Here is a 24,249-nt window from a genome sequence, read left to right as displayed (position 1 = left end):
CCATTATTTGTAGCAAACGGATTTCACGGCATCGACGACCTCGGCGACACTTGGCAGTGCCAGCTTTTCGAGGTTTGCGGCATAGGGCATCGGCACATCCTTGCCGGCGATCGTCAAGATCGGCGCATCGAGATAGTCGAAGGCCTGCTGCATGACGCGGGTGGCGATTTCAGTGCCGACCGAGGACTGCGGGTAGCCCTCTTCCACGGTGACCAAACGGCCGGTCTTCTTCACTGACTCGATCACTGTCGGAAGATCCATCGGGCGGATCGTGCGAAGGTCGATGAGCTCGACGTCGATGCCCTGCGCTTCGAGCTCGGCCGCTGCCTTGACCGCATAGGTCATGCCGATGCCGAAGGAAACGATGGTTGCGTCCTTGCCGAAGCGATGAATGCGGGCCTTGCCGATCGGCAGCACGAAATCATCGAGCTTCGGGACCTCGAACGAGTGACCGTAAAGGATTTCGTTTTCGAGGAAAATCACCGGGTTCGGATCGCGGATCGCCGCCTTCAAGAGGCCTTTCGCGTCAGCGGCCGTGTACGGCATGACGACCTTGAGGCCCGGGATGTGGCTGTACCAGGCGGCATAGCACTGCGAGTGCTGTGCGGCGACGCGGGCTGCCGCACCGCTCGGGCCGCGGAAGACGATCGGCGCGCCCATCTGCCCGCCCGACATATAGAGCGTCTTGGCAGCCGAGTTGATGATCTGGTCGATCGCCTGCATGGCGAAGTTGAAGGTCATGAACTCGACGATCGGCCGCAGGCCCGTCATTGCCGCGCCGACGCCGACGCCGGCAAAACCATGTTCGGTGATCGGGGTGTCGACCACGCGACGCGGGCCGAACTCCTGCAGCAGACCCTGGGTGATCTTGTAAGCGCCCTGGTATTCGGCGACTTCCTCACCCATGACGAAGACGTCGTCACTGGCGCGCATCTCCTCGGCCATCGCATCGCGAAGCGCCTCGCGCACCGTCATCGACACCATTTCCGTTCCCGCGGGGATCGCCGGGTCGGCAGGAATTTCCGCCTTCGGCTGAGCGGCAATAGGGGCCGGGGCTGGCGCCGCGGCGGGCGCTTCATTCACAGCCGGCTTCGGCGCCTCGGCCTTCGCCGTTGCAATGTCGCCGGCAGCCTCGCCATCCTGCAGCAGCACGGCGATCGGCGTATTGACCTTCACGCCTTCGGTGCCGGCGGCGATCAGGAGCTTGCCGATCGTGCCCTCATCGACCGCTTCCACTTCCATGGTCGCCTTGTCGGTCTCGATCTCGGCAATGACGTCGCCCGAGGACACCTTGTCCCCCTCGTTCTTCAGCCATTTGGAGAGCGTGCCTTCCTCCATCGTCGGGGAAAGGGCGGGCATGAGAATTTCTACTGGCATGTTTGTGCCTCCCCGGATCAAAGCAGGATGTCGGTGTAGAGCTCGGACGCATCCGGCTCCGGATCAGACTGGGCGAAATCGGCACTGTCCGCAACGATGTCGCGAACATCCTTGTCGATCTGCTTCAGTTCGTCCTCGGTCGCCCAGCCCTTTTCCGTAAGCCGGGCCTTTACCTGCTCGATCGGGTCATGCTCGGAGCGCATCTTCTGCACTTCGTCCTTCGACCGGTACTTCGCCGGGTCGGACATCGAGTGGCCGCGATAGCGATAGGTCAGCATCTCGAGGATGATCGGACCTTTGCCGGAACGGCAATGTTGAACCGCTTCGTCGGCTGCCGCCTTGACGGCGCGAACATCCATGCCGTCCACCTGATAACCGGGAATCCCGAAGGAGGCGCCGCGCTGCGAGAAATCGGTCTGCGCCGATGCACGGGACACGGACGTTCCCATGGCGTAACGGTTGTTTTCGACGATGTAGATCACCGGCAACTTCCAGAGAGCAGCCATGTTGAAGCTCTCGTAGACCTGGCCCTGGTTGGCAGCACCGTCGCCGAAATAGGCGAGACTGACATTGTCGTTGCCGCGGTACTTGTTTGCGAAGGCAAGGCCCGTGCCGAGCGACACCTGCGCGCCGACGATGCCGTGGCCACCATAAAAATGCTTTTCCTTGGAGAACATGTGCATCGAGCCGCCTTTCCCCTTGGAAAGGCCGCCGCGACGGCCGGTCAGTTCCGCCATCACGCCGCGTGCGCTCATCCCGCAGGCGAGCATGTGGCCGTGATCACGGTAACCGGTGATGACCTGATCACCTTCCTTGAGCGCCAGTTGCATGCCGACCACGACGGCTTCCTGGCCGATATAGAGGTGACAGAAGCCGCCGATGAAGCCCATGCCGTAAAGCTGGCCGGCCTTTTCCTCGAAACGCCGGATCAACAGCATTTCGCGGTAGGCTTTGAGATCATCTTCCTTGGAGAATTCGGCGATCGTGCCGCCGGCGAAGTCCCTTTTTGCGGACTTGGCAGCGGTCTTGCGGCTGGAGACGGACGCGGTTTTTCGCGGAGCCATTCATTCCTCCCAATGGTTAGCCTTTGCCGTACCATAGGGAAAGAAGAGCAACACAGCAATGCCATATTTGCATGGCTATCATTCTGTGTAACTATTTGATTTTCATTCTGAATTTTAAATTAACCGAATTTAGGTTAATTTTGTTCGCGATGAAAAATAACGATCTCGTCGCTCCGCGACATGTTGAGCGCGAGGCGAGCCTTCTCATCCAGCATGTCTCGTTCCAGCGAACCGTCGCTCATCAGCTGGACCTCCTTTTCCAGGATTTTTCGCTGATGAGTGAGCTCATCCAATCGGGCTTGCCGCACGGCAATCTGGCGGTCGAACTCCTCCGTCGCCCTCAGGCCGTAGCCTCCATGGATCGAATGATAGCCGAAATAGGAAAGAAAGGCGACCGCCATGACCGGCACAACCAGCCGCCCCAATCTCCGTTTCTTGTGATGCCGTGTCCACATGGTCCATGCCCTGATACGCAATACGAGGGAAGACTAACGTCGATTGATTAACCGACCGTTGACCATGAATGGCAAGGAAAAGGAAACCCGCCTGCCATGAGGCAGACGGGATAAAGACAAGCGGAAACGGATGTGACTCCGCCCTCGCCCTAACCCTCTCCCCGAGGGGACTGAGGCAGCGCCACGAGTCCCTTCTCCCCGTCTAGACGGGGAGAAGGTCGCGGCAGCGGGATGAGGGGCAATCAGCGGACTGAATGCCCGGATTCTGCTGCCGGACGCTATTAACCGCGCAGGATCAAGCGGCCGGCGTATTTTGCCTGCAGGCCGAGCTGCTCCTCGATGCGGATCAGCTGGTTGTACTTGGCAAGCCGGTCGGAGCGCGCGAGAGAGCCGGTCTTGATTTGCCCGCAATTGGTAGCGACGGCGAGATCGGCAATCGTCGAGTCCTCGGTTTCGCCGGAACGGTGCGACATCACGGCGGTGTAGCGGGCCTTGTGGGCCGTCTCGACCGCATCGAGCGTTTCGGAGAGCGAGCCGATCTGGTTGACCTTGACCAGGATGGAGTTGGCGACGCCCATCTTGATGCCGTCGCGCAGGCGAGCCGAGTTGGTGACGAAGAGATCGTCGCCGACGAGCTGAACCTTGGAGCCGATCTTGTCGGTCAACGCCTTCCAGCCGTCCCAGTCGTCCTCGGCCATACCGTCCTCGATCGAGATGATCGGATACTTGGCGGCGAGTTCGGCGAGATATTCCGCCATGGCTCCCGGCTCGAGCGTGCGGCCCTCGCCTTCCAGCACGTACTTGCCGTCCTTGAAGAACTCCGTCGAGGCGCAGTCGAGCGCAACATACATATCCTCGCCCGGCTTGTAGCCGGCCTTCTCGATCGACTTCATGATGAAGTCGAGGGCAGCAGGTGCGGAAGCCAGGCCCGGCGCGAAGCCACCTTCGTCGCCGACATTGGTGTTGTGGCCATCGGCAGCCAGCTGCTTCTTCAGCGTGTGGAAGACTTCCGAGCCCATGCGCACGGCGTCCTTCAGCGTTTCCGCGCCGACCGACATGATCATGAACTCCTGGAAGTCGATCGGGTTGTCGGCATGCGCACCGCCGTTGATGATATTCATCATCGGAACCGGCAGGAGATGTGCGTTGGGGCCGCCGACATAGCGGTAGAGCGGCAGGCCTGCCGCTTCGGCCGCGGCCTTCGCAACCGCCAGGGAGACGCCGAGAATGGCGTTGGCGCCGAGGCGTGACTTGTTCGCCGTGCCGTCGAGCTCGATCATGGTCTTGTCGATCTGAATCTGGTTTTCGGCGTCCAGGCCACCGATCGCCTCGAAGATCTCTCCATTGACCGCTTCGACCGCGCGCTCGACACCCTTGCCGAGGTAGCGGGTGCCGCCATCGCGCAGCTCGACTGCCTCGTGGGCACCGGTCGAGGCGCCCGACGGAACAGCCGCACGGCCGAAACTACCGTCTTCGAGATGAACGTCGACCTCGACGGTCGGGTTGCCGCGGCTATCCAGAATTTCGCGGCCGATGATGTCGATGATTGCAGTCATGATCTCTTCCCTGGTTAGGACGACGGTATGGTCGGGCCTGTCTTAATTCATGGCCCCGAAATTACAACGGCGCGCGGAATGCAAATGCCAAAGCGCCCTTGCGGTTCATAAAAATTTCACGAAGGCCCACTCAGGCCTTGGCGATCCGATCGAAGGCAAGCAGCTTCTCGAGAAGCCGCGGCATATCCTTCAAGTGCACCATATTGGGGCCATCCGAAGGCGCGTTGTCAGGGTCTTCGTGGGTCTCGATGAAGACACCGGCCACGCCGACAGCGACCGCCGCGCGCGCCAGGGTCTCGACGAACTCGCGCTGGCCACCGGACGATCCGCCCTGCCCGCCCGGCTGCTGCACCGAATGGGTGGCGTCAAAGATCACCGGCGCGCCCAGTGCCGCCATGATCGGCAGCGAGCGCATGTCGGAGACCAGCGTGTTGTAGCCGAACGAAGCTCCGCGCTCGCACAAAAGGACATTCGGATTGCCGCTCATCGTGAATTTGGCAAGCACGTTCTTCATATCCCAGGGCGCGAGGAACTGGCCCTTCTTGACGTTGATCGTGCGGCCGGTATTGGCTGCCGCGACGAGCAGGTCGGTCTGCCGCGACAGAAAGGCCGGGATCTGCAGGATATCGACCGTCTCAGCGACGATCGCGCATTGCTCTTCGGTGTGAATGTCGGTCAATACCGGAAAGCCAAACTCCTTCTTGAGGTCGGCAAAAATCTCCATTGCGCTTTCGAGTCCGATGCCGCGCTTGCCGGAGAGCGAGGTGCGGTTCGCCTTGTCGAAAGAAGACTTGTACACGAGACCGAGACCGAGCGACTTGCAGAGCTCGACGAGCTTTCCCGCTATCATGAAGGCATGGTCGCGGCTCTCCATCTGGCAGGGACCGGCAATCAGCGCCAGCCGCTCCTTCTGCGAAAAGACCACCTGGCCGGCACCCTCGCCGACGACAACCCTGGCATTGGTTTCCATCATCACACTCCAAATGCGAAAATCACCCCTTGCCCCGGCGCTTCCGGGACAATGAGGCGCCCGCCCATTTCTGCAAACTCGATATCGTTCCTGGCGAAGAGCGCGCGCGTCGCCTCGATATCGGCGACACGGAACACGACGGCGCGCCCGCGCAGGCCGCGTTCGGCGCCATTAACCGAACGGCCGAAAAAGGCCTCCATTCCGGCAACGTTCAGCACCGTAAGCTTGGCATTGCCGGTTTGAATATCCATGCCGAAGGAGTGAGCCGAAACCTCACGGTCATCGACGCCCTCCTGCAGCAGATACTGGAAATCGGTGGGATTGGGTTCCGACAGCACGACTTCGGCAATGCCAAGGACGCCGTTTTCATGACGTTGAAGCGCGGTCTGGTCGACCGGCAGGGCACGAATGCGCTGACAACTGAAGAGGAAGAAATCCGGGGAGCGGAGATCGGCGGCAAAAGCCAGCCGGAAGGAGCCAAGGCCTTCCCGGCCGTCCGGCAGCCGCATCGGCCGCGAGAACTCCAGCATGTCGCCGCCGGAGATGCCGCTTGCGCGAAACCGCATATGATCGGACGCGGCATCAGATGTTCCAACAACGATCGCCGACAGGCCTTCGGGGCCCTGACGGAAGCGGAACGCCTGGTCGCGCGCGACAAAGGCATTGCCCGCGAGCGCCGCCTCCTCACACTCCTCGCGTGACGCGATGGCAAGCGGCTCCAGATAGGTGTTGTCGGCGAAGAACACGCACGCATTCTCGGTGCCGAAGGGATGGCGTGCATCGTCGGCGACCACAAAGCCGAGATCGCTCAAACGCCGCCTCGCTTGCGCAAGCTCGACCACCGGCAGCACGAGATGATCGAGCGGGCGGGTGGTGCGCTTGGATAAGCTCATGGCGTGTTCCCTGATGGCCGGTTCCGTCGCTGTTTGCAACTTTTGCCAGCTGATTGCAAGCGCGGCCGTTCGGTAGGCGCCGGGCCATACCGAAAACGGAAACGGCCGGTCCTCGAGGACCGGCCGCAAAGAACGAGAGCCTGACCAGTGACGCGTCAGACGAGACGTGACTGCTCCAGCGCCGCCTCGACGAAGCTCGCAAACAGCGGGTGCGGATCGAGCGGCCGAGACTTCAGTTCCGGGTGGTACTGAACGCCGATGAACCAGGGATGGTCCTGATATTCGACCGTCTCAGGCAAGACGCCGTCTGGCGACATGCCGGAGAAGACGAGGCCACAGGCTTCCAGCCGCTCCTTGTAATCGATATTGACCTCGTAACGGTGGCGATGCCGCTCGGAGATATCCGTCGATCCGTAGATGTCGGCTATCTTGGTATTCTGCTTGAGGGTTGCCCGATAGGCGCCGAGCCGCATGGTGCCGCCGAGATCGCCGGACGCCGAACGCTTTTCAAGTTCGTTGCCCTTCACCCATTCGGTCATCAGGCCGACGACCGGCTCCTTGGTCGGGCCGAATTCGGTCGAAGAGGCCTTCTCGATGCCGGCGAGATTGCGGGCGGCCTCGACCACCGCCATCTGCATCCCGAAGCAGATGCCGAAATAGGGCACCTTCCGCTCCCGCGCAAAGCGGGCGGCGTTGATCTTGCCTTCGGAGCCGCGTTCGCCGAACCCGCCGGGGACGAGGATGCCGTGAACCTTTTCGAGATAAGGCGCCGGATCTTCCTTTTCGAAGATTTCCGACTCGATCCATTCAAGCTTGACCTTGACTTGATTGGCGATGCCGCCGTGATAGAGCGCCTCGATCAGCGACTTATAGGCGTCCTTGAGGCCGGTATACTTGCCGACGATGGCGATCGTGACTTCGCCTTCCGGCGTACGGATGCGATGGGCGACGTTCTCCCAGGCCTCCATGCGCGGCTTCGGCGCCGGCTCTATACCGAACGCGGCGAGAACCTCGTTGTCGAGGCCCTCCTTGTGATAGGCGATCGGCACATCATAGATCGAGGCGACATCGAGCGCCTGGATTACGGCGGACTGACGAACGTTGCAGAAGAGCGACAGCTTGCGACGCTCGGCTTCCGGGATCTCGCGATCGGCGCGAACGAGCAGGATGTCCGGATGGATGCCGAGCGCCTGCAGTTCCTTGACCGAATGCTGCGTCGGCTTGGTCTTGAGCTCGCCCGCCGCCGGGATATAGGGCATCAGCGTCAGATGGACGTAGACGGCGGTGCCGCGCGGCAGATCGTTGCCGAGCTGGCGGATCGCCTCCATAAACGGCATCGCTTCGATGTCGCCGACGGTACCGCCGATCTCGCAAATGACGAAGTCGTAATCGTCATTGCCCTCGGTGACGAAATTCTTGATTTCATTGGTGACGTGCGGGATCACCTGAACCGTCGCGCCGAGATAGTCGCCGCGCCGCTCCTTGTCGATGATGTTCTTGTAGATCCGACCGGTCGTGATGTTGTCGGTCTTCGTGGCCGAACGCCCCGTGAAGCGCTCGTAGTGACCGAGATCGAGATCTGTCTCCGCCCCGTCGTCGGTGACGAACACCTCACCGTGCTGGGTCGGGCTCATCGTGCCCGGATCGACGTTGAGGTAGGGGTCGAGCTTACGCAGTCTCACCCGGTAGCCACGCGCCTGCAGCAACGCTCCAAGAGCGGCCGCAGCGATGCCTTTACCGAGGGAGGAAACCACGCCGCCAGTGATGAATACATATCGCGCCATGGGAGTCACCGGATACCTTTTCACAAACGATTCCGCCACCGAAAAATTCGCTTTCAGGAATTTTTCGTCTTGGGAGGGGACGGATTTCACACAAAACAAAACCGGCGGATGAAGCATCCGCCGGTGGGTTCTTCTGATTTGCGGCGTTACTGGCCGCTCGGAACTTGCGATCCCGTATTGCCGTTGGCGCCGTTTGCGGGCGCCTGGGGCGCCGGTGCGGCACCGGCGGGTGCCTGACCCGCGGGAGCAGCACCATCGGTCGGCGCGGCGCCGTTAGCCGGCTGCTGCGTGTTGCCGCCAGCCGGAGGCGTCTGACCACCGCCCAGCGAATCGAGGACACCACCGCCGCTCGAACTCGTGCCCGGAATCCGGTCGAGAATGTCAGTCGCCTGCGGCTCATAGCGGGAGAGAATGCCCATTGCGAGCGCCAGGCCGAAGAAGAGCAAGGCGAGAACGGCTGTCGTGCGGGTCAGCGCGTTGGCCGTACCGCGAGCAGACATGAAGCCCGAACCGCCGCCAATACCGAGACCGCCGCCTTCGGAACGCTGGATGAGAACGACGCCGATCAGGGCGACGACGACCATGAGATAAATGACGAGTAGTACGGTCTGCATCAGCTTCCAGTCCTGCCCTCTTGGGCACACGAATCAAACCCGGCGCGAAACACGGCAAGGCCGGGCGCAAATTTGGCGCCTGTTTATACCAAGCCGTTCGCTATTCCAAGCCCCTGCCGGCGCGGGAGAGCAATCAGGCGGTCAATTCTTCATATGCGCTGTAGATGGCGAGAAAGTCTTCCGCTTTCAAGCTCGCACCGCCGATCAGGGCACCGTCCACATTGGCAACTCCCATCAACTCCTTGGCGTTGCCGGGCTTGACCGAACCGCCATAGAGGATCCGCATCTTGGCGCCGGCGGCGCCGAAGCGCGAGACCAGTTCGCTGCGCATGAAGGCATGAGCTTCCTCGACATCGGACGCCGTCGGCGTCAGGCCTGTGCCAATCGCCCAGACGGGCTCGTAGGCGATGACGGTGCTCTCCGCAGTCGCGCCATCCGGCACGCTTTCGGCGAGCTGGCGCTTCAGGACGTCGAGTGTCTTGCCGTCCTTGCGCTCCTCGCCGGTTTCGCCGACGCAAACGATGGCGAGAAGGCCGGCCGCATGAGCGGCTTCGGTCTTGGCGCGCACCAGTGCGTCGCTCTCGGCATGATCTGTGCGGCGTTCGGAATGGCCGACGATGACATGAGTGCCGAAGCAATCGGCGATCATCTCGGCGGAAATATCTCCCGTGTGGGCACCGGATTGTTTCTGATGGCAATCCTGGGCGCCGATCATCAGAGGACTGTCGTCGCAAAGTGCGGTTGCGACGTAGAGCAGCGTTGCCGGCGGGCAGATCAGCGTTTCCACCTTCTCGGACAGACTGCCCTTGACGCCCTCCGCCATCGCCTTGATCTGGCCGAGCGAGGCGCGTGTTCCGTTCATCTTCCAGTTTCCGGCAACGAGCGGGCGGATATCGGGCGTCATGAAATTCCTCCGTGTCGGGTCTCTTCTCCGGCAAGCGGCCTAGCAAATCGCCCGGGCAAAAAAAAGCACCCGGACCGGATTATTCCGGCCTTCGCGCCGCCGTTGTGCCAGTTCGTTCAACGCGAATTGAACCACGGAGCGAATAAAAGCCAAGCTTTGGGCGTCTCATAAGGGTGACTGTACGGTGGCGAGGAGGAATTGGCTTCTTCACCCGGAGAGCGCTATGTTGCGCAACAGCGAGAGAGGATATGGCGCGGTGACGATCGTCCTCCACTGGACGATTGCGGTGCTGATCCTCGGCCTCATCCTTCTCGGCTTCGTCATGCGACGCACCGAGATCGATCCGGCTTTGCAGTTCTCCCTCTATCAGTGGCACAAATCCTTCGGCTTCACCGTGCTGGGACTGGCGGTCCTTCGGGCCGTGTGGTGGTCCATCGAACGCAGTCCGGCTCCCCCTCCGGGCCTCGGCCCGCTGGAGCATACGGCGGCCCAGATCATGCATAGGGCGCTGATTGTTCTCGCGCTGATCGTGGCGCTGGGCGGCTGGGCCGTCGTGTCGACTTCGACGCTGAATATCCCAAGCTTCTATTTCAATTTGATCGTCATTCCGCATCTGCCGCTCCGGCAATCGGAAGCTTCGGAGGCTTTCTGGACCTTCGCCCACGCGCTGCTCGCCTATCTTACGCTTGGGCTGGTCGCGGGGCACGCGGCGGCGGCGTTCTACCATCATTTCCTGCGGCGAGACGAAGTCCTCGTCCGCATGCTTCGCCCTAGCCCCCGCCCAAGCGATGCCAAGACATTCAACACTCAAGAGAACGACGACACCATCGTCGAGAGGAAATGATCCATGATGACTCCACGCAGGCCTTTTTTTAATGCGATATGGTCGTTCGCGCTTCTCGCCATGGCAACGACGCCGGCGGCTGCAGCGGCCGCTCCGGCGCTTGCCGACGCGGCCGGCAACTACCGCATCGCCAGCTCTTCGACCGTCCAGTTCAGCGTCGCGCAGGCCGGAGGCGGCGGCGGCATTGCCGGCAAGTTCGCAAAGTTCTCCGGCGGCTTCCGGATAGATGGCAGCAACATCGAACGGTCTTCGGTCGAGTTCACCCTCTATCCGGAGAGCGTAAAGTCCAGTGAGCGACGGGTCGAGGACTTCCTGCGCTCAAGCGCCGTCTTCGACACGGCCAACTATCAGACGGTGACCTTCCGATCCACCAGCGTCACACAGACCGGAGCCGATTCGGCAACCGTGGTGGGTACGCTGACGGCTCGCGGCAAGGCCCGCAAGGAGCGCTTTGAGGTGACGCTCACCGACTGGAACAAGCGCTCGATCGCTTTTACCATCCGCGGCAGCATCCGCCGCGCACCCTACGGCATGGACGTCGGAACACCGATCTACTCCAACGTGGTCAAGTTCGACATGAACATAAGAGGGCAGAGGCGTTGATCCCTGCCCTCATCTCTTCAAGCTCAGCGCAGTGCGCCGCCAGAAGTCCGACGCCATGGCGGGGTCGCGCAACGCCTCGAGCTTTTCCCAGTGGGGAAACGAAGCTTCGAAGACTTCCGGGCTCATCCGCGTGTCAAAGCAGGGATTTACCGCGCCTCCAGCGTCCACGACGATGCGGTCAAGAGCATCCAAGAGGGTAGCCGTTGCTTCACCTCGATTGGCTAAATCCAACGTCAAGGCAAAACCGGGTCGCGCAAATGAAAGAGGGCCGCACGAGGCGATGTCTCCAAAGCGTCTCAGCACCGTCAGAAACGATGCATGCCCGGCGCGGCGCGCTGTCTCCAGTAGCCGCGCGGTGGTTTCCGGCGCATTCTCCGAAGGATAGACACTCTGATGCTGGCGCGGCCCGCCTGGGCCATAGAGCCGATGCCAGGAACCGATCTCATCCAGCGGATGGAAGTAGGAGTTCCATGTCATCGTCGAAATGGTCTCAGCGCGCCTTTCCCGACGAAAGCGGTATTCGTTCACTGCCCTCATGGTCACCGTGTTCAGGGGATTGAACGGCAGGGAGAACGGTACGGAAAGCGGCAATCTCTTGGGAATATCGGGAAACTCGCAGGATCCATCTGCGTGATCACCGGCAAGAAAAAGGCCCCTTCCCATACGACGCCCGGTCGCGAGCTGGTCGATCCAGGCCATTGAATATTCATGCTCTTCGTCGACGCGCTCGACGCGTGCGAAATAGTCGTCGAGGTTGTCGAAGCGGATCACATGCTGCTGGATATGCGGCGACGGCACCTTCATCAGCCGAAGATCGACCGTAAGTATCAGGCCCGTCAGCCCGATGCCCCCGATCGTCGCGGCAAAGAGGTCGGCGTTCTCCTCGGCTGAGCAAACCAGCCGTTCGCCGGTCGAACGCAGCAGCGTAATGCGCTGGACATGATTGCCGAAGGTGCCGCGAGCATGGTGGTTCTTGCCGTGGACGTCATTGGCGACGGCACCGCCGATTGTCGCGAAAGCCGTGCCCGGAGTCACCGGCAGAAAGAAGCGGTGCGGGATCGCTCGCAGAAGGATGTCGTGGAGTGTGACGCCACCCTCGCACGAAATCCGCCCCGTTCCCGGATCGAAGGCCAGAATGCGGTTGTGTCTCGAACCGTCAATGAGAGTGCCGCGATCGTTGCGGCGGCTGTCGCCGAAACTTAGACCACTGCCCAAAGGCAGGTATGCCATCGGTTCGATCGAGCCGATCCGATCCTCGTAATCGTCCGGCGACACGGTCCGCTGCGGCCGACGCTCTGTCGGATCGGAACGCCCAAACTCATCCATCTTCATCGCGGGTCCACTTCAGAATTTCCTATCGGCTCGCGATCCAGTTCAGTGCATCGCGCCAGTCGGTCATGCGTACCGGCGTGCCATGCGAACCCGTCTCGAACAGCACGAAGCGTGTCGGATAATCCTTCGACTTGAGCGAGCGATAGAGCGCAACCTGATCCTCGGCACGATAAACGCTGTCGCGGCTGCCGTGGCTGAAAAACATCGGCAACCGCGCCTTATAGGCGGCACTCTCTGCAAAGCTCGGATCGGAGGCGCCCCCCATGATCATCATGCCACCGAGAGCCGACACCGCTGTCTGGTCGCGCGCGACGCCCCAGCAGATGAAGCTCCCCATCGATGCGCAGGAGAGCACGACCGGCCCGCCGCCGGAACGCTCGGCCGCGAAGCGGATCAGCGCCGAGACATCGGCCACGCCTGCGGCATCGAAGGACCGCACGCTGGGCGCATAATAGGTGCCGCCATTGGCGGCGGCGAGATTCTTGAGGCGATTGAAGTTACCGCCGAAGGAAAAATCGTTGGCACCGAGACGCCGGTCGCCACCGCGGCCGTGGATGAAGATCACCGTGAATGCGGCGCCGCGATCGGGGCCGACGCGCATGACATCGAGCGAGAGCCCCCCAAGGTCGAGCGTCTCATTGACCTGTGCGCTCTTGATGCCAAGGGAGACGTAGGCGCGCTTGACGCGCCGTTCCGGGATCTGGTCGCGGCCGTTGATATCGCGCAGTTCCTTGTAGTCGATGACACGGAAATCGCCGCCATCGGCCTCTTCGAGCACATTGCCATAGGCGAACAGTTCGTCCTTGTATGGCTTCAGGGCCGCCGCCTCGGCAGCGAAGCCGACAAGAAGAAGGCTCGGGAGCATAAGTGCGGGCATCAAGCGCCGGGCGGAAAAAACAGTTGTGGACATAAACAGCCGACGGGCTCCCTCATTAGGCAGGTGCCTTGCCATTGCCATTTCCGCAAAGCAACACTGAAGCAGATTGCCGACGCTCTTACGGTATTCTGCCTGCCCAAGATACCGGAATTCGCCTTTTGTTCGCGCCTGGCGCAATACTCTGGCAAAATTCGGGTGATTCGCGCGACACAAAGATGGCGGCAGCGTCCGGCTCTTGCTATGTGCCTTCGCGACGCCAGACGACAGGAACGATCCGAACGACCCCATGGACGACAGCAGCGACCTCTTTTCCGCAATGCCCCCGAAGCCGAAGCCGGCGGAAGCCAATGCGCCTTCGCGCAAGCCTGCACCACCTGCCGGCGGCGAAGGACCGCGCCCTGCACCGAGGAGCAGCGATGGCAGCGACTATGACGCCTCGGCGATCGAGGTGCTCGAGGGCCTGGAACCTGTGCGGCGCCGTCCCGGCATGTATATCGGCGGCACGGATGAGAAGGCGCTGCATCATCTCTTCGCCGAAGTCATCGACAACTCGATGGACGAGGCGGTCGCGGGACATGCGAATTTCATCGAGGTCAGCCTCGATGCCGAAGGCTTCCTGACCGTTACCGACAATGGCCGCGGCATCCCGGTCGAAAACCATCCGAAGTTCCCCAACAAGTCGACGCTCGAAGTGGTCATGACGGTGCTGCATGCCGGCGGCAAGTTCGACGGCAAGGCCTACGAAACCTCCGGCGGTCTGCATGGCGTCGGTGTCTCGGTCGTCAACGCGTTGTCGGACTCTCTCGAGGTCGAGGTCGCGCGCAACCGAAAGCTCTACCGTCAGCGCTTTTCGCGCGGGATCCCGCAGGGCGGCCTCGAGGACCTTGGCGACGTTCACAATCGTCGCGGTACGAAAGTGCGTTTCCATCCGGATCCGCAGATTTTCGGGCCGCACGCGCATTTCGAGCCGGCGCGGCTCTTCCGAATGGCCCGCTCCAAGGCCTATCTCTTCGGCGGCGTTGAAATCCGTTGGTCCTGCGATCCATCGCTGTTGCCGGAAGGTTCGGAGATCCCGGACAAGGCGGTCTTCCATTTCCCGGGCGGTCTGAAGGACTATCTCGCCGCGACGCTCGGCAAGGAATTCACCGTCACGCGTGAAATCTTTGCCGGCAAATCGGAAAAATCCGGCGGCCACGGTTCACTTGAATGGGCCGTCACCTGGTATGGCGGCGACCAGCAGATCCACTCCTACTGCAACACGATCCCGACCCCGGAAGGCGGAACGCATGAGGCGGGCTTCCGCATTGCGCTTACCAAGGGGCTCAAGAACTACGCCGAGCTGACCCAGAACAAGCGGGCGGCGATCGTCACAACGGACGACGTGATGATCTCGGCGGCCGGCATGCTCTCGGTGTTCATCCGTGAGCCGGAATTCGTCGGCCAGACCAAGGACAAGCTGGCGACCGTCGAGGCGCAGCGCATCGTCGAAACCGCCCTGCGCGATCCCTTCGACCACTACCTCGCCGACAATCCTGCGGAAGCGGCGAAGCTTCTTGACTGGGTGATCGAGCGCGCGGAGGAGCGCGTTCGCCGGCGCAAGGAAAAGGAAGTCAACCGCAAGACGGCGGTGCGCAAGCTGCGTCTGCCGGGCAAGCTCGCTGACTGCTCGCAGAACACGGCGGAAGGCGCCGAGCTCTTCATCGTGGAAGGCGACTCGGCAGGCGGCTCGGCGAAGCAAGCGCGCAATCGCGCAAACCAGGCCATCCTGCCGCTGCGCGGCAAGATCTTGAACGTCGCCAGCGCCGGGCGCGAAAAGCTCAGCGCCAACCAGCAGATCGCCGATCTGATCCAGGCGCTTGGCTGCGGCTCCCGATCGAAATATCGGGATGAGGATCTGCGCTACGAGCGCGTCATCATCATGACCGACGCCGATGTCGACGGCGCACACATCGCGTCACTGCTCATCACCTTCTTCTATCAGGAGATGCCGGAGCTCATCCGCGGCGGTCACCTCTACCTCGCGGTTCCGCCGCTCTATCGCCTCAGCCAAGGCTCGAAAACGTTCTATGCGCGCGACGATGCGCATCGCGAGGAACTGATGCGCACCGAGTTCAACGGCCGCGGCAAGGTTGAAGTCGGCCGGTTCAAGGGTCTTGGCGAGATGTTGCCCGCGCAGCTCAAGGAAACCACCATGGACCCTGCAAACCGGACGCTGCTCAAGGTCGAGATCGACGACGTCGATTTCGAGGGCACGCGCGAGGCCGTCGACAATCTGATGGGAACCAAGGCCGACGCCCGCTTCCGCTTCATCCAGGAACGTGCCGTATTTGCCGACAATCTGGACATCTAGAGCAATTCCAGGAAAAGCGTGGAACCGTTTTCCGTCAGGAGGTTGGGGGCGGAGGGCGATCGGTAAGGATTGTCTTCGCGTTCAGGCTGCCCGCCGCACCGGCTTTTCCATGAACAGGCTCAGGGGATCGGGCAAATAGCTGCCGAACGGCGGGCGTTCCACGTAGCCGAACGCCTTGTAGAGGCCTATTGCTTCCGGCTGGTAGATGCCCGTCTCCAGCCGGATTGCGCCAACTCCGATCGCCTCGGCCTTGGCTTCAAGGGCCGCAAGGAGATGCTTGCCGACCTTGAGGCCCCTCGCTTCGGGATCGACGAACATCCGCTTGATTTCAGCCGTGCCGTCGCCCGCTTCCACGAGCGCGCAGCAACCGACGATTTCACCATGCCGCCTCGCGACGAAAAAGGAAACTGTCGGCTTTTCCAGCGTGGAGAGATCGACCAGGTGATTGCTTTCGGCAGGATAAAGCGATGCCGCGTAAGCATCGGACAGTTCAAGCAGACGGACGACGGCCGGCTGGCGGGGGTTTTCCTCGGCAATGGTGACAGCGGTCAATTTTCATATCCTCAACAGAAGTCTTGCGGCGCGACACTTGGATCGCGCCGCAATGGATAGCTCCTGATTTCGAACTGTCCAATACGACAAATGACGCAAGATTGCGGATTGGAGATCTCAAAACGGATAACAAGCGGAAACATTTTTTTTTGGCACCGCAATAACTTTGCCCTACTCCGGAGAGAATCGGTCAGTCATAACGGTGGCCAGACTGTGCAGTCGCAGCCGCTCAAACACCGGAGAGACCATGAAAGCCGCACTCATCGTCATGACCATCCTCGGATGCGACGACAATGTCAGCCAGTGCCACTATATCTCGACCGTCAACGGCAGCTGGCAGTCGATCGCCCATTGCGACACGGAATCCCAGCAGGAGCTTCCCAAGTTTTCCAACAACAACTATCCGGTCGTCGTTGCCGTCTGCGAGACCTCGGGACCGGATATGATGGCATCCACCGTCCCTCAACCGGACATTGCCGCCGCCCCGCAGCAGACGGCCGCGTTGCCGCCGCAAGCACCAGCGCAACCGCAGCCGACCGGAGCGAAACCGGGCATGCCGAAGCGCGCCTTGGCATTGCTCAGCGGCGCAGTTCCGGATCGGGAGAGGCTAAGGGCGATCGTCAGCGCGCCCGTCCACTACATCGAGGATGGTTATTCCTGGGTCGCGCGCCGTTTCGGCGACTGACACTTTCAGCCTCAATCCGCAGTCGAACTGGTCAAGCAGCGTGGCGGGCAGCCAGGAGCGCATAGTTGCGAGCCGTTTGCCGCTGCTCGGCAAAGGCGAGGCGTTCCACGAGTTCGGCTATCGCACTCAAGGCTGCCGAAGGCCTCGGCTGGCGGCGAATGTGCGCAAGGAGGGCAGCGGCCACTGATTGCTGAGCGCCATACGGGTCTGCGCCCAAGTCCTTTCGCCAGAGAAGCACGGCCTCCGCGAAGGCTTCGCTCACGTCCCGACCCAACCCGGCACATTCGAAAAGAGCGCGGATCGGATGGACGCGACCACCAGAAAGGATCGCACGCACGCGTTTTTCCGCGACACCTGAAAGATCGACGATAGCGGCGGAGAAGAATTCTGTTCTGCCGCTGCAGAGCGCGTGCAGGAGGAAAGCGGGCGTCAAGCGACCTGCCTCGCGCAGATGGGCGGCAAGTTCAGGCAACTCCTTTTGCGAGGCCGCCTCGATGATGACGAGGGCAGCCGTGTCGCAGGCCTCTCGGGCGACGCGCTGCACTCGCCCTTCCCCGATTGCGGCTTGCACGAGTCCGCAAAGCGCGAGCGCCGCGCCGACCTTTTCGACAAGCTCATGGCGGGCCTCGCCCGGCAGGTCGGCGCGTGCCAGCAATCGATCACGCACGGCCGCCGCATGTCCAAGACGGTTGGCGATCCTCTTCAATGACCAGCGCGACAGCATCGCGCCTTCGTTCTCAAGCAGGATCAACACCTCTTCCTCGCCGCCGATTTCGGCGATAGCCGCCGCGACGGAGCGGGACACGACACTGCGGGCTGCGATCAAGGCGCGCGTCTCGGCCGTTCCTCGCGCTGCCAAATCAACGAGGTCTTCATCGGTCAACACCGGCGAACGGGAAATGGCGACATAGGCGATCTCGGGTTGGTCTTCCGCGAGCGCCAAGATAATGGCACGCGGCACCGCGGAGCAATCGGCAAGCGCCTCGACCAAGGAGCGCCGCACGTTCGGCGAAGGATCGTCGAGCAGAAAGGTCATCGCCATTTCGGCGGCGCGCCGGTCGATCCCGTTTGTCTCTGCTTCGATATAGGCTCGGCCGAGCGCGCTTGCGGCGCGGGCGCGATCGTTCGTTCTCGCCGTTTCCGCCCAGCGAAGAAATGCTTGTATGATCACCTATGCCCCACTAGACACCGAACAGCCCCAATGTTCGAAGCCTAGCGGTCAAAGGTTTAAGATTGGTTCACCATGTCTGTTAACCGCCAGCAAACCATGAAGCCGCTCCTCTACCTGCCAGCGTCGGCATCGCTCCCGGAGGCGGATATCCTCGATGCAGTTCAGGCCATCGTGTTCGACGCGACCGGCGGCGACGCCATGCGGGATATGGCTTCAGACACGACCGCCACCCGTACGGCCTCGCCGCGCCGTTTCGTCCGGATCGGACCGGTCGAGAACGTCACCGAAACGGAACTCGACAGGATCCTTGCGTCGACGATCGACGGCATCGTCCTTGCCGGATGTCGCGGGCCAGCCGATGTCCAGAAGCTGGATGTGCTTCTGAACGTCGCCGAAGCGATCGCCGGTATCGCGGCCGGGAGCGTGGCGATATTGCCGGAATATGCAACGACACCGCAAAGCGTGTTGTCGCCTCACGCGCTGACGGGAACGTCATCGCGCCTCAAGGCGCTCATCTTCAGTGCGTCATTGCTTGCCGAGTCCGCCGGATGCAGCGAGCCGTCCGACGAAGGGGACACGGTATCCGTTATTGTCGCCGGCCGCGTGGCGGCCGTGCTTAGGGCACGGGAGGCCGGCATTGCAGCCTATGACATGCTGCCGGAGCACGCGACCGACGAGGCTGCCGTCAGACGGCTTTGCGCGATGAGTCTAAGGAACGGCTTTGCGGCCGTCATAGCGCGGTCGCCGCGGCAGGTTACCTTGCTCGGCGCATCGACACAGCTGTCGCCCTGCCCCGCCGCCCATCGATAGAACCGGCACTGCAGGCCGACAGCAATATGGTTTCAGCGCCTGGGCCGCACCATTTCGAAGACGTCGCCGCCGTCGCAGTAATCCATGTAGCCGAGCCGAGCAAGCGGCCGGACGGTCGCTGCGTCAAACCGGCCGTCGCGGATCGCCTCGTCGCGGATATGAATGCCCACGACTTCACCGAAAACGACGTAGCTGTCGGAGGTCACGCCATCGAGGCCCTTGGGCCGCAATATTTCCGTCATTCGGCATTCGAGTGCCGCGAAGGCCTCACCGACGAACGGCGCCTTGACAAGGGTGCCCTCGACGGGCGTCAGACCCGCGATTTCGAACTCGCTTTCGCCGCGCGGTGCGGCAACCGAAGTCAGATTGACGGCCGCACTCAGGTTGCGGCTGGCAAAGCTTGCCGTGAAGTCGCCGGTTTCCTCGATGTTGCGCACGGAATCCTTGTAAGTGCTCGATGAAAACATCACGAGCTTCGGGCGATCGCTGATTGCGTTGAAGAAAGAATAGGGCGCGAGGTTTTGCGAGCCGTCCGCAGCCCGTGTGCCGATCCAGCCGATTGGCCGCGGCGACACGATGGCCTTGAAGGGATCGTGCGGCAGGCCATGCCGATTCGCGGCCGTGTCGTAGAACATCAGGTTTCGTCTCCGACCCAGGTGACGATGTCGGCGAGTTCGGGCCGTGGGCGTTCAGTCGGCGGCACCGTGGCCGTGCCGATATGAATGAACCCGGCGACCCTTTCGCCCGGCTCGACACCCAGCAGCGGATAGGCCCTTTCGTCGAAGGCGAACCACTCGGTGAGCCAGTTGGAAGAATAACCGAGCGCATTCGCAGCCATCAGCAGGTTGAGGCAGACAGCGCCCGCCGACATCACCTGCTCCCATTCGGGGATCTTGAAGTGCGGCGCGGCCTTGCTGACCACGGCGACAACGACCGGAGCGCGCGTGAGCCGCGTCTCTTCCACCTTGATCAGATCCTCTGGCAGATCCGGCCTGGCGGCGAGCGCCATCTTCTTCAGTTCGGCGCTGATGCGTGCCCTTTCCTCACCGCGGTAGACGATAAAGCGCCATGGGGTGAGCTTGCCGTGGTCCGGCACGCGCGAAGCGAGCTTCAGCATCTCTTCGACTTCCGCTTTGCTTGGGCCCGGGAGGCCCATCTGGAAAGCGGGGATGGACCTGCGGGAGGCGAGGTAATCGACAAGTTTTATTTCGGTTTTCATATTGCCTGAATTCCACTAATTTGCCGCCGGACCGACAGCCACGAAAATGCCATACCGGCGTCTCAAGTGGAGTCACCCAGTCAGGAAGTCAACAGGTCTCATGCGCGTCCGTCATCGTATTTTTCCGAGTACCGTTTTGGCGATCATGCTCGTCAGTGCCGGTGTCGGACATGCGCTTGCGGAAGATCCGACCGACGCCTTCAAGAGCTTCCCGTCGATCACCGGCACTCGCAAAATGCCGAAGCTCACAAGTTTCAACCCGCTGATTTCCGACCCGACTCAGGGCGGTGAAGTCAAGGACGTGAAGCTTGAGGCCTTGTTGACCGCGAAAGGTGAGCCGGTCGAATCGGGCCTGACGTGGCGGGTCTTCAGCCCGATTCCCGGCAGCGACGGAAAGCTGCCGTTGCTTGCGACGTCCGAGGGTGGTTCGACAGCCTTCACGCTTGTGCCGGGCGAATATTTCGTCAACGTCGCCTTTGGCCGGGCGGGCGCCACCCGCAAGATCCGCGTTCCCGAACAAGGCAACCTCGACAAGCAGGTGCTGGTGCTCGACGCCGGCGGCGTGAAGCTTAATGCCGTCTCCGGCAGCGACGTCCGCATCCCGCCGAACGAACTCAGTTTCTCTATCTTTTCCTCCGACGTGAAGGAAGACGGGGAGCGCGCTCTGATCATCGCCGACGTCAAGCCCAACACCGTCATCCGGCTCAATGCCGGAACCTATCACGTCGTCTCCGATTACGGCTCGGTCAATGCCGTGATCCGCGCCGACATTCAGGTGGAAGGCGGCAAATTGACCGAAGCGACGATCCAGCACCGCGCGGCGAAACTGACATTGAAGCTCGTCTCGGAGGCGGGCGGCGAAGCGATCGCCGATACGGCCTGGTCGATCCTCACCTCCTCAGGCGACGTCGTCAGCGAAAGCGTCGGCGCATTTCCGACGCTCGTTCTCGCCGAAGGGGGCTACACCGCCGTGGCGCGCAACAAGGACAAGATCTATCAGCGCGATTTCGCCGTGAAGGCCGGCGTCAACACCGACGTGGAAGTGCTGCTAAACGGGAATGACGCGGCCAATACGGCCGCCGACGCGGAAGCGCAAGATTGACGCGAACGACCGTTCCCAACGGCAATCTACTGACGCTACGTCACCCGGCGCGCTTGAGAAGACGGCGGCGCGGCGGCGCCATCGAGAACACCGCATCGTAGATCCGGGCAAGCAGGTCCTTGCGATCGCCATGTGCACACAATTCGTCCCAAGGGAGGACGCAGCCGATGCGAGCGGCGATCGTCGTGCCCGACAGCCGCCGGAATTCGCGGATCAGCAATGAAAGCCTGAGTGTCAGCGATACCTTGCTGGCGAGATGAAAGAGCCGCCCGTTCTGCCCCTCGAAGTAGATCGGAATGACGCTTGCCCGGGCAGCCTGGATCAGCCTCGCCGGGAACATCTTCCACGGCAGATCCTCGGCTTTGCCGAATCCCCTCCTCGCCGTCGCAACGCCGCCGGCGGGGAAAACGACGATCGTTACCCCCTCCTTCAACAGCCGCACCGCCTCGTGCCGCGTCGCCATGTTGAGCGCCAACGCCTCCTTCGTCTCCTCGAACGATACGGGGAGTGAATAGGGTGCGATCTCCGGCACCTTGAGGAGTTCGTTGTGAATCAACACCCGGAACGGACGGCCGAGTTGTTCGGCCAGAGAAAGAACGGCAATGCCATCGCCGATGCCGAAGGGATGATTGGCGACGATGACGAGCGGCGTATCGGGCAATTGGCGGGGCGGCCATTCACCCTGAACGCGCATGCGCACGTCGATCAATTGCAGCATGTCGCCGAAGACGCGATCGCTCTTGCCGACGATTTCGGCGCGCCAGCGCGCATAGAGCCTGGCGTAGCGGTTGCGGCCGGACAGGCCCTCGACGGAACGAATGAACCAACGCTTCAGGCGCGGATCATTCTCATTCGCATAGGACAATTCTTTGAATTGCACGGAAAACCGCTTCACACTTGCCCGCCCGTCCTGGGCGGCGCCCTTTATCGGAATAGTCCCGGAACATTACAGTTTTCTGACAGAGCTACCGCGCCGTGCGCCTTTTCGGGCGTACAAAGGTCGCTGTAGCACTTTGAATTGCTGCACGTTTTTGTCCTTAGATCGACTCCGATTTAAGGAAACATGCAGTAAGTCCGGGGCGCTAGCCCCGGGCTTTCTTTTCCGCCTTGCGCTTGAGATCCGGCGCCATCGCCTCCGCCGAGAGCGAAGCGATCGCTTCGTCGAGTGACATCGCCGTCTGCGCCTGCGAGCCGAGGCGACGGATGTTGACCGAACGCTCTTCCGCTTCGCGCTTGCCGCAGACGACGATCACGGGCACCTTCGTCACCGAATGCTCACGGACCTTGTAGTTGATCTTCTCGTTGCGGAAGTCCGTTTCCACGGTAAGTCCCGCCTCACGCAGAAGCGCTGCAACCTCGCGGCCGTAGTCGTCGGCTTCGGACGTGATCGTCGCGACCACGACCTGCAACGGTGAGATCCAGAGCGGCATGTGACCGGCGAAGTTTTCGATCAGGATGCCTAGGAAACGTTCCATCGACCCGCAAATTGCCCGGTGGATCATCACCGGCTGGCGCTTTTCCGAATCCTTGTCGATGTAGAAGGCACCGAACCGCTCCGGCAGGTTGAAGTCGACCTGAGTCGTGCCGCATTGCCATTCACGGCCGATGGCGTCCTTCAGCGTGTATTCGAATTTCGGGCCGTAGAACGCCCCCTCGCCCGGCAGGATGCCGGTCTTGATTCGGCCTTCGGACTGCGCCTCGATCGTCTTCAGCACGTCCGTCATCACTGCCTCGGCACGATCCCAGAGGGCATCGGAGCCGACGCGCTTTTCCGGCCGCGTCGACAGCTTGACCACGACTTCCTTGAAACCAAAGTCCTCGTAGACCGACAGGATCAGGTCGTTGATACGCAGGCATTCGGCCGCCATCTGCTCGTCGGTGCAGAAGACATGCGCGTCGTCCTGCGTGAAGCCGCGCACGCGCATGAGACCGTGAAGCGCGCCCGACGGCTCGTAACGGTGGACGTTGCCGAACTCGGCGAGCCGGACCGGCAATTCGCGGTAGGACTTCAGGCCGTGCTTGAAGATCTGGATGTGACCTGGGCAGTTCATTGGTTTCAGTGCAAAGACGCGATCATCATCCGTCTCGTCGCCGGCAACGGTCACCTTGAACATGTTGTCACGGTACCAGCCCCAGTGACCCGAGGTCTCCCATAGCGATTTGTCCAGTACCTGCGGTGCGTTGACTTCCTGATAGGTGTTGGCAAGTCGGCGCCGCATATAGGCGACCAGCGTCTGGAACACACGCCAGCCCTTGCCGTGCCAGAAGACGACGCCAGGCCCCTCTTCCTGGAAATGGAAAAGGTCCATTTCTCGGCCAAGGCGCCGGTGGTCGCGCTTTTCGGCTTCGGCAAGCACGTGCAGATATTGGTCCAGCTCTTCCTGCGTGTGCCATGCGGTGCCGTAGATGCGCGTCAGCATCGGATTGTTGCTGTCGCCGCGCCAGTAGGCGCCGGCCACCTTCATCAGCTTGAAAGCCGTGCCGATCTGGCCCGTTGAAGCCATGTGCGGCCCACGGCAAAGGTCGAACCAGTCGCCCTGGTAGTAGATCTTGAGGTCCTGGCCTTCGGGAATGGCATCGACGAGTTCGACCTTGTAGTCCTCGCCCTTGGCGGCAAAGACCTCCTTCGCTCTCTCGCGCGACCAGATCTCCTTGGTGAAGGGTTTGTTGCGCGCGATGATCTCCTTCATCTTCTTCTCGATGACGGGCAGATCGTCGGGCGTGAAGGGCTCGTTCTTGGCGAAGTCGTAATAGAAGCCGTTATCGATGACAGGGCCGATGGTCACCTGCGTTCCCGGCCACAGTTCCTGCACTGCCTCGGCCATCACGTGGGCGGCGTCGTGACGAATAAGCTCGAGCGAGCGCTTGTCTTCGCGCGTGACGATCTCGATCCGACCATCGGTCACGGCGTCCGAAAGGTCGCGCAGCTCGCCATCGAGCGCGATCGCGACAGCCTTCTTGACGAGCGACTTGGAAATCGACTCGGCCACATCGCGACCGGTCGTACCGGCAGCGAATTCGCGAACGGAGCCATCAGGAAATGTAAGGGAAACGGTATGCGACATTATGATCTCCTATCCAGTCCCG

Annotated in this window: 23 protein-coding genes; 6 read left to right on the top strand and 17 right to left on the bottom strand. The window is 61.6% G+C overall.

Annotated features, from left to right (window positions below):
- Positions 1 to 3: 3 nt before the first annotated feature.
- From RB548_RS06430 to tpiA, 9 genes are all read right to left on the bottom strand, one after another.
- A complete protein-coding gene (locus tag RB548_RS06430; protein WP_331374145.1) occupies positions 4 to 1,377 on the bottom strand; it encodes a pyruvate dehydrogenase complex E1 component subunit beta in 1,374 nt (457 codons plus the stop codon).
- Positions 1,378 to 1,394: 17 nt separating this feature from the next.
- Positions 1,395 to 2,441 (bottom strand): pyruvate dehydrogenase (acetyl-transferring) E1 component subunit alpha, encoded by a 1,047-nt coding sequence (gene pdhA, locus RB548_RS06425; protein WP_331374144.1) that lies wholly within the window; start codon positions 2,439 to 2,441, stop codon positions 1,395 to 1,397.
- A gap of 134 nt (positions 2,442 to 2,575) precedes the next feature.
- Complete coding sequence (locus RB548_RS06420) at positions 2,576 to 2,896, bottom strand: FtsB family cell division protein (protein ID WP_331374143.1); 321 nt, start codon at positions 2,894 to 2,896, stop codon at positions 2,576 to 2,578.
- A gap of 281 nt (positions 2,897 to 3,177) precedes the next feature.
- On the bottom strand, positions 3,178 to 4,452 hold the full coding sequence (gene eno, locus RB548_RS06415) for a phosphopyruvate hydratase (protein ID WP_331374142.1): 1,275 nt from the start codon (positions 4,450 to 4,452) through the stop codon (positions 3,178 to 3,180).
- 130 nt (positions 4,453 to 4,582) lie between these two features.
- Entirely contained in the window at positions 4,583 to 5,425 is an 843-nt protein-coding gene (gene kdsA / locus RB548_RS06410) for a 3-deoxy-8-phosphooctulonate synthase (protein WP_331374141.1), read from the bottom strand.
- Complete coding sequence (locus tag RB548_RS06405; protein ID WP_331374140.1) at positions 5,425 to 6,315, bottom strand: VOC family protein; 891 nt, start codon at positions 6,313 to 6,315, stop codon at positions 5,425 to 5,427. The genes kdsA and RB548_RS06405 overlap by 1 nt, the downstream gene beginning before the upstream one ends.
- 155 nt (positions 6,316 to 6,470) lie before the next feature.
- Positions 6,471 to 8,108, bottom strand: coding sequence for a CTP synthase (locus RB548_RS06400; protein ID WP_331374896.1), 1,638 nt, complete (start codon positions 8,106 to 8,108; stop codon positions 6,471 to 6,473).
- Positions 8,109 to 8,245: 137 nt separating this feature from the next.
- Positions 8,246 to 8,713 carry a preprotein translocase subunit SecG gene (gene secG / locus RB548_RS06395; protein WP_331374139.1) on the bottom strand — a complete coding sequence of 156 codons (468 nt, stop codon included), beginning with the start codon at positions 8,711 to 8,713 and terminating at the stop codon, positions 8,246 to 8,248.
- A 133-nt stretch (positions 8,714 to 8,846) separates the two neighbouring features.
- Complete coding sequence (gene tpiA, locus RB548_RS06390) at positions 8,847 to 9,617, bottom strand: triose-phosphate isomerase (protein ID WP_331374138.1); 771 nt, start codon at positions 9,615 to 9,617, stop codon at positions 8,847 to 8,849.
- A gap of 223 nt (positions 9,618 to 9,840) precedes the next feature.
- On the opposite strand from tpiA, the gene RB548_RS06385 reads away from it, so the two are divergent.
- Both RB548_RS06385 and RB548_RS06380 read left to right on the top strand, forming a co-directional pair.
- Positions 9,841 to 10,461: a cytochrome b gene (locus tag RB548_RS06385; protein WP_331374137.1), complete on the top strand. Its 621-nt coding sequence runs from the start codon at positions 9,841 to 9,843 to the stop codon at positions 10,459 to 10,461.
- Positions 10,462 to 10,464: 3 nt separating this feature from the next.
- On the top strand, positions 10,465 to 11,064 hold the full coding sequence (locus RB548_RS06380; protein WP_331374136.1) for a YceI family protein: 600 nt from the start codon (positions 10,465 to 10,467) through the stop codon (positions 11,062 to 11,064).
- A gap of 9 nt (positions 11,065 to 11,073) precedes the next feature.
- Here the strand turns inward: RB548_RS06380 and RB548_RS06375 are convergent, their stop codons facing one another.
- Both RB548_RS06375 and RB548_RS06370 read right to left on the bottom strand, forming a co-directional pair.
- On the bottom strand, positions 11,074 to 12,396 hold the full coding sequence (locus tag RB548_RS06375) for an FAD-binding oxidoreductase (protein ID WP_331374135.1): 1,323 nt from the start codon (positions 12,394 to 12,396) through the stop codon (positions 11,074 to 11,076).
- Positions 12,397 to 12,418: 22 nt separating this feature from the next.
- Entirely contained in the window at positions 12,419 to 13,348 is a 930-nt protein-coding gene (locus RB548_RS06370; protein ID WP_331374134.1) for an alpha/beta hydrolase, read from the bottom strand.
- A gap of 211 nt (positions 13,349 to 13,559) precedes the next feature.
- Here RB548_RS06370 and parE point away from each other — a divergent pair, with 211 nt between their 5' ends.
- Entirely contained in the window at positions 13,560 to 15,623 is a 2,064-nt protein-coding gene (gene parE, locus RB548_RS06365; protein ID WP_331374133.1) for a DNA topoisomerase IV subunit B, read from the top strand.
- 81 nt (positions 15,624 to 15,704) lie between these two features.
- On the opposite strand, the gene RB548_RS06360 is transcribed toward parE, so the two are convergent.
- Positions 15,705 to 16,175 (bottom strand): GNAT family N-acetyltransferase, encoded by a 471-nt coding sequence (locus tag RB548_RS06360; protein WP_331374132.1) that lies wholly within the window; start codon positions 16,173 to 16,175, stop codon positions 15,705 to 15,707.
- 247 nt (positions 16,176 to 16,422) lie between these two features.
- Between RB548_RS06360 and RB548_RS06355 the strand changes: the two genes are divergently transcribed.
- The gene (locus RB548_RS06355) at positions 16,423 to 16,860 is read left to right on the top strand and encodes a hypothetical protein (RefSeq protein ID WP_331374131.1); all 438 of its coding nucleotides are present in this window, start codon (positions 16,423 to 16,425) and stop codon (positions 16,858 to 16,860) included.
- 31 nt (positions 16,861 to 16,891) lie between these two features.
- On the opposite strand, the gene RB548_RS06350 is transcribed toward RB548_RS06355, so the two are convergent.
- Complete coding sequence (locus tag RB548_RS06350) at positions 16,892 to 18,031, bottom strand: DUF2336 domain-containing protein (protein ID WP_331374130.1); 1,140 nt, start codon at positions 18,029 to 18,031, stop codon at positions 16,892 to 16,894.
- Between the two features lie 72 nt (positions 18,032 to 18,103).
- Here RB548_RS06350 and RB548_RS06345 point away from each other — a divergent pair, with 72 nt between their 5' ends.
- Complete coding sequence (locus RB548_RS06345; RefSeq protein WP_331374129.1) at positions 18,104 to 18,841, top strand: aldolase/citrate lyase family protein; 738 nt, start codon at positions 18,104 to 18,106, stop codon at positions 18,839 to 18,841.
- Positions 18,842 to 18,873: 32 nt separating this feature from the next.
- Here RB548_RS06345 and RB548_RS06340 read toward each other — a convergent pair whose 3' ends face one another.
- Together RB548_RS06340 and RB548_RS06335 are read right to left on the bottom strand one after the other, a co-directional pair.
- Positions 18,874 to 19,476 carry a flavin reductase family protein gene (locus RB548_RS06340; RefSeq protein WP_331374128.1) on the bottom strand — a complete coding sequence of 201 codons (603 nt, stop codon included), beginning with the start codon at positions 19,474 to 19,476 and terminating at the stop codon, positions 18,874 to 18,876.
- Positions 19,476 to 20,060: a nitroreductase family protein gene (locus RB548_RS06335; protein WP_331374127.1), complete on the bottom strand. Its 585-nt coding sequence runs from the start codon at positions 20,058 to 20,060 to the stop codon at positions 19,476 to 19,478. The genes RB548_RS06340 and RB548_RS06335 overlap by 1 nt, the downstream gene beginning before the upstream one ends.
- Before the next feature lie 100 nt (positions 20,061 to 20,160).
- Here RB548_RS06335 and RB548_RS06330 point away from each other — a divergent pair, with 100 nt between their 5' ends.
- A complete protein-coding gene (locus tag RB548_RS06330; RefSeq protein WP_331374126.1) occupies positions 20,161 to 21,162 on the top strand; it encodes a hypothetical protein in 1,002 nt (333 codons plus the stop codon).
- 40 nt (positions 21,163 to 21,202) lie between these two features.
- On the opposite strand, the gene RB548_RS06325 is transcribed toward RB548_RS06330, so the two are convergent.
- Positions 21,203 to 22,042, bottom strand: a complete 840-nt coding sequence (locus RB548_RS06325; protein WP_331374125.1) for a lysophospholipid acyltransferase family protein — start codon at positions 22,040 to 22,042, stop codon at positions 21,203 to 21,205.
- Positions 22,043 to 22,244: 202 nt separating this feature from the next.
- Entirely contained in the window at positions 22,245 to 24,227 is a 1,983-nt protein-coding gene (gene thrS / locus RB548_RS06320; RefSeq protein ID WP_331374124.1) for a threonine--tRNA ligase, read from the bottom strand.
- Positions 24,228 to 24,249: the final 22 nt, after the last annotated feature.

The sequence above is a fragment of the Sinorhizobium chiapasense genome (assembly GCF_036488675.1).
In the GTDB taxonomy this organism is placed as follows: Bacteria; Pseudomonadota; Alphaproteobacteria; order Rhizobiales; family Rhizobiaceae; genus Sinorhizobium; species Sinorhizobium chiapasense.
The sequence above is the reverse complement of the archived record's forward strand: the minus strand, read 5'-3'. Positions and strand labels throughout refer to the sequence as shown.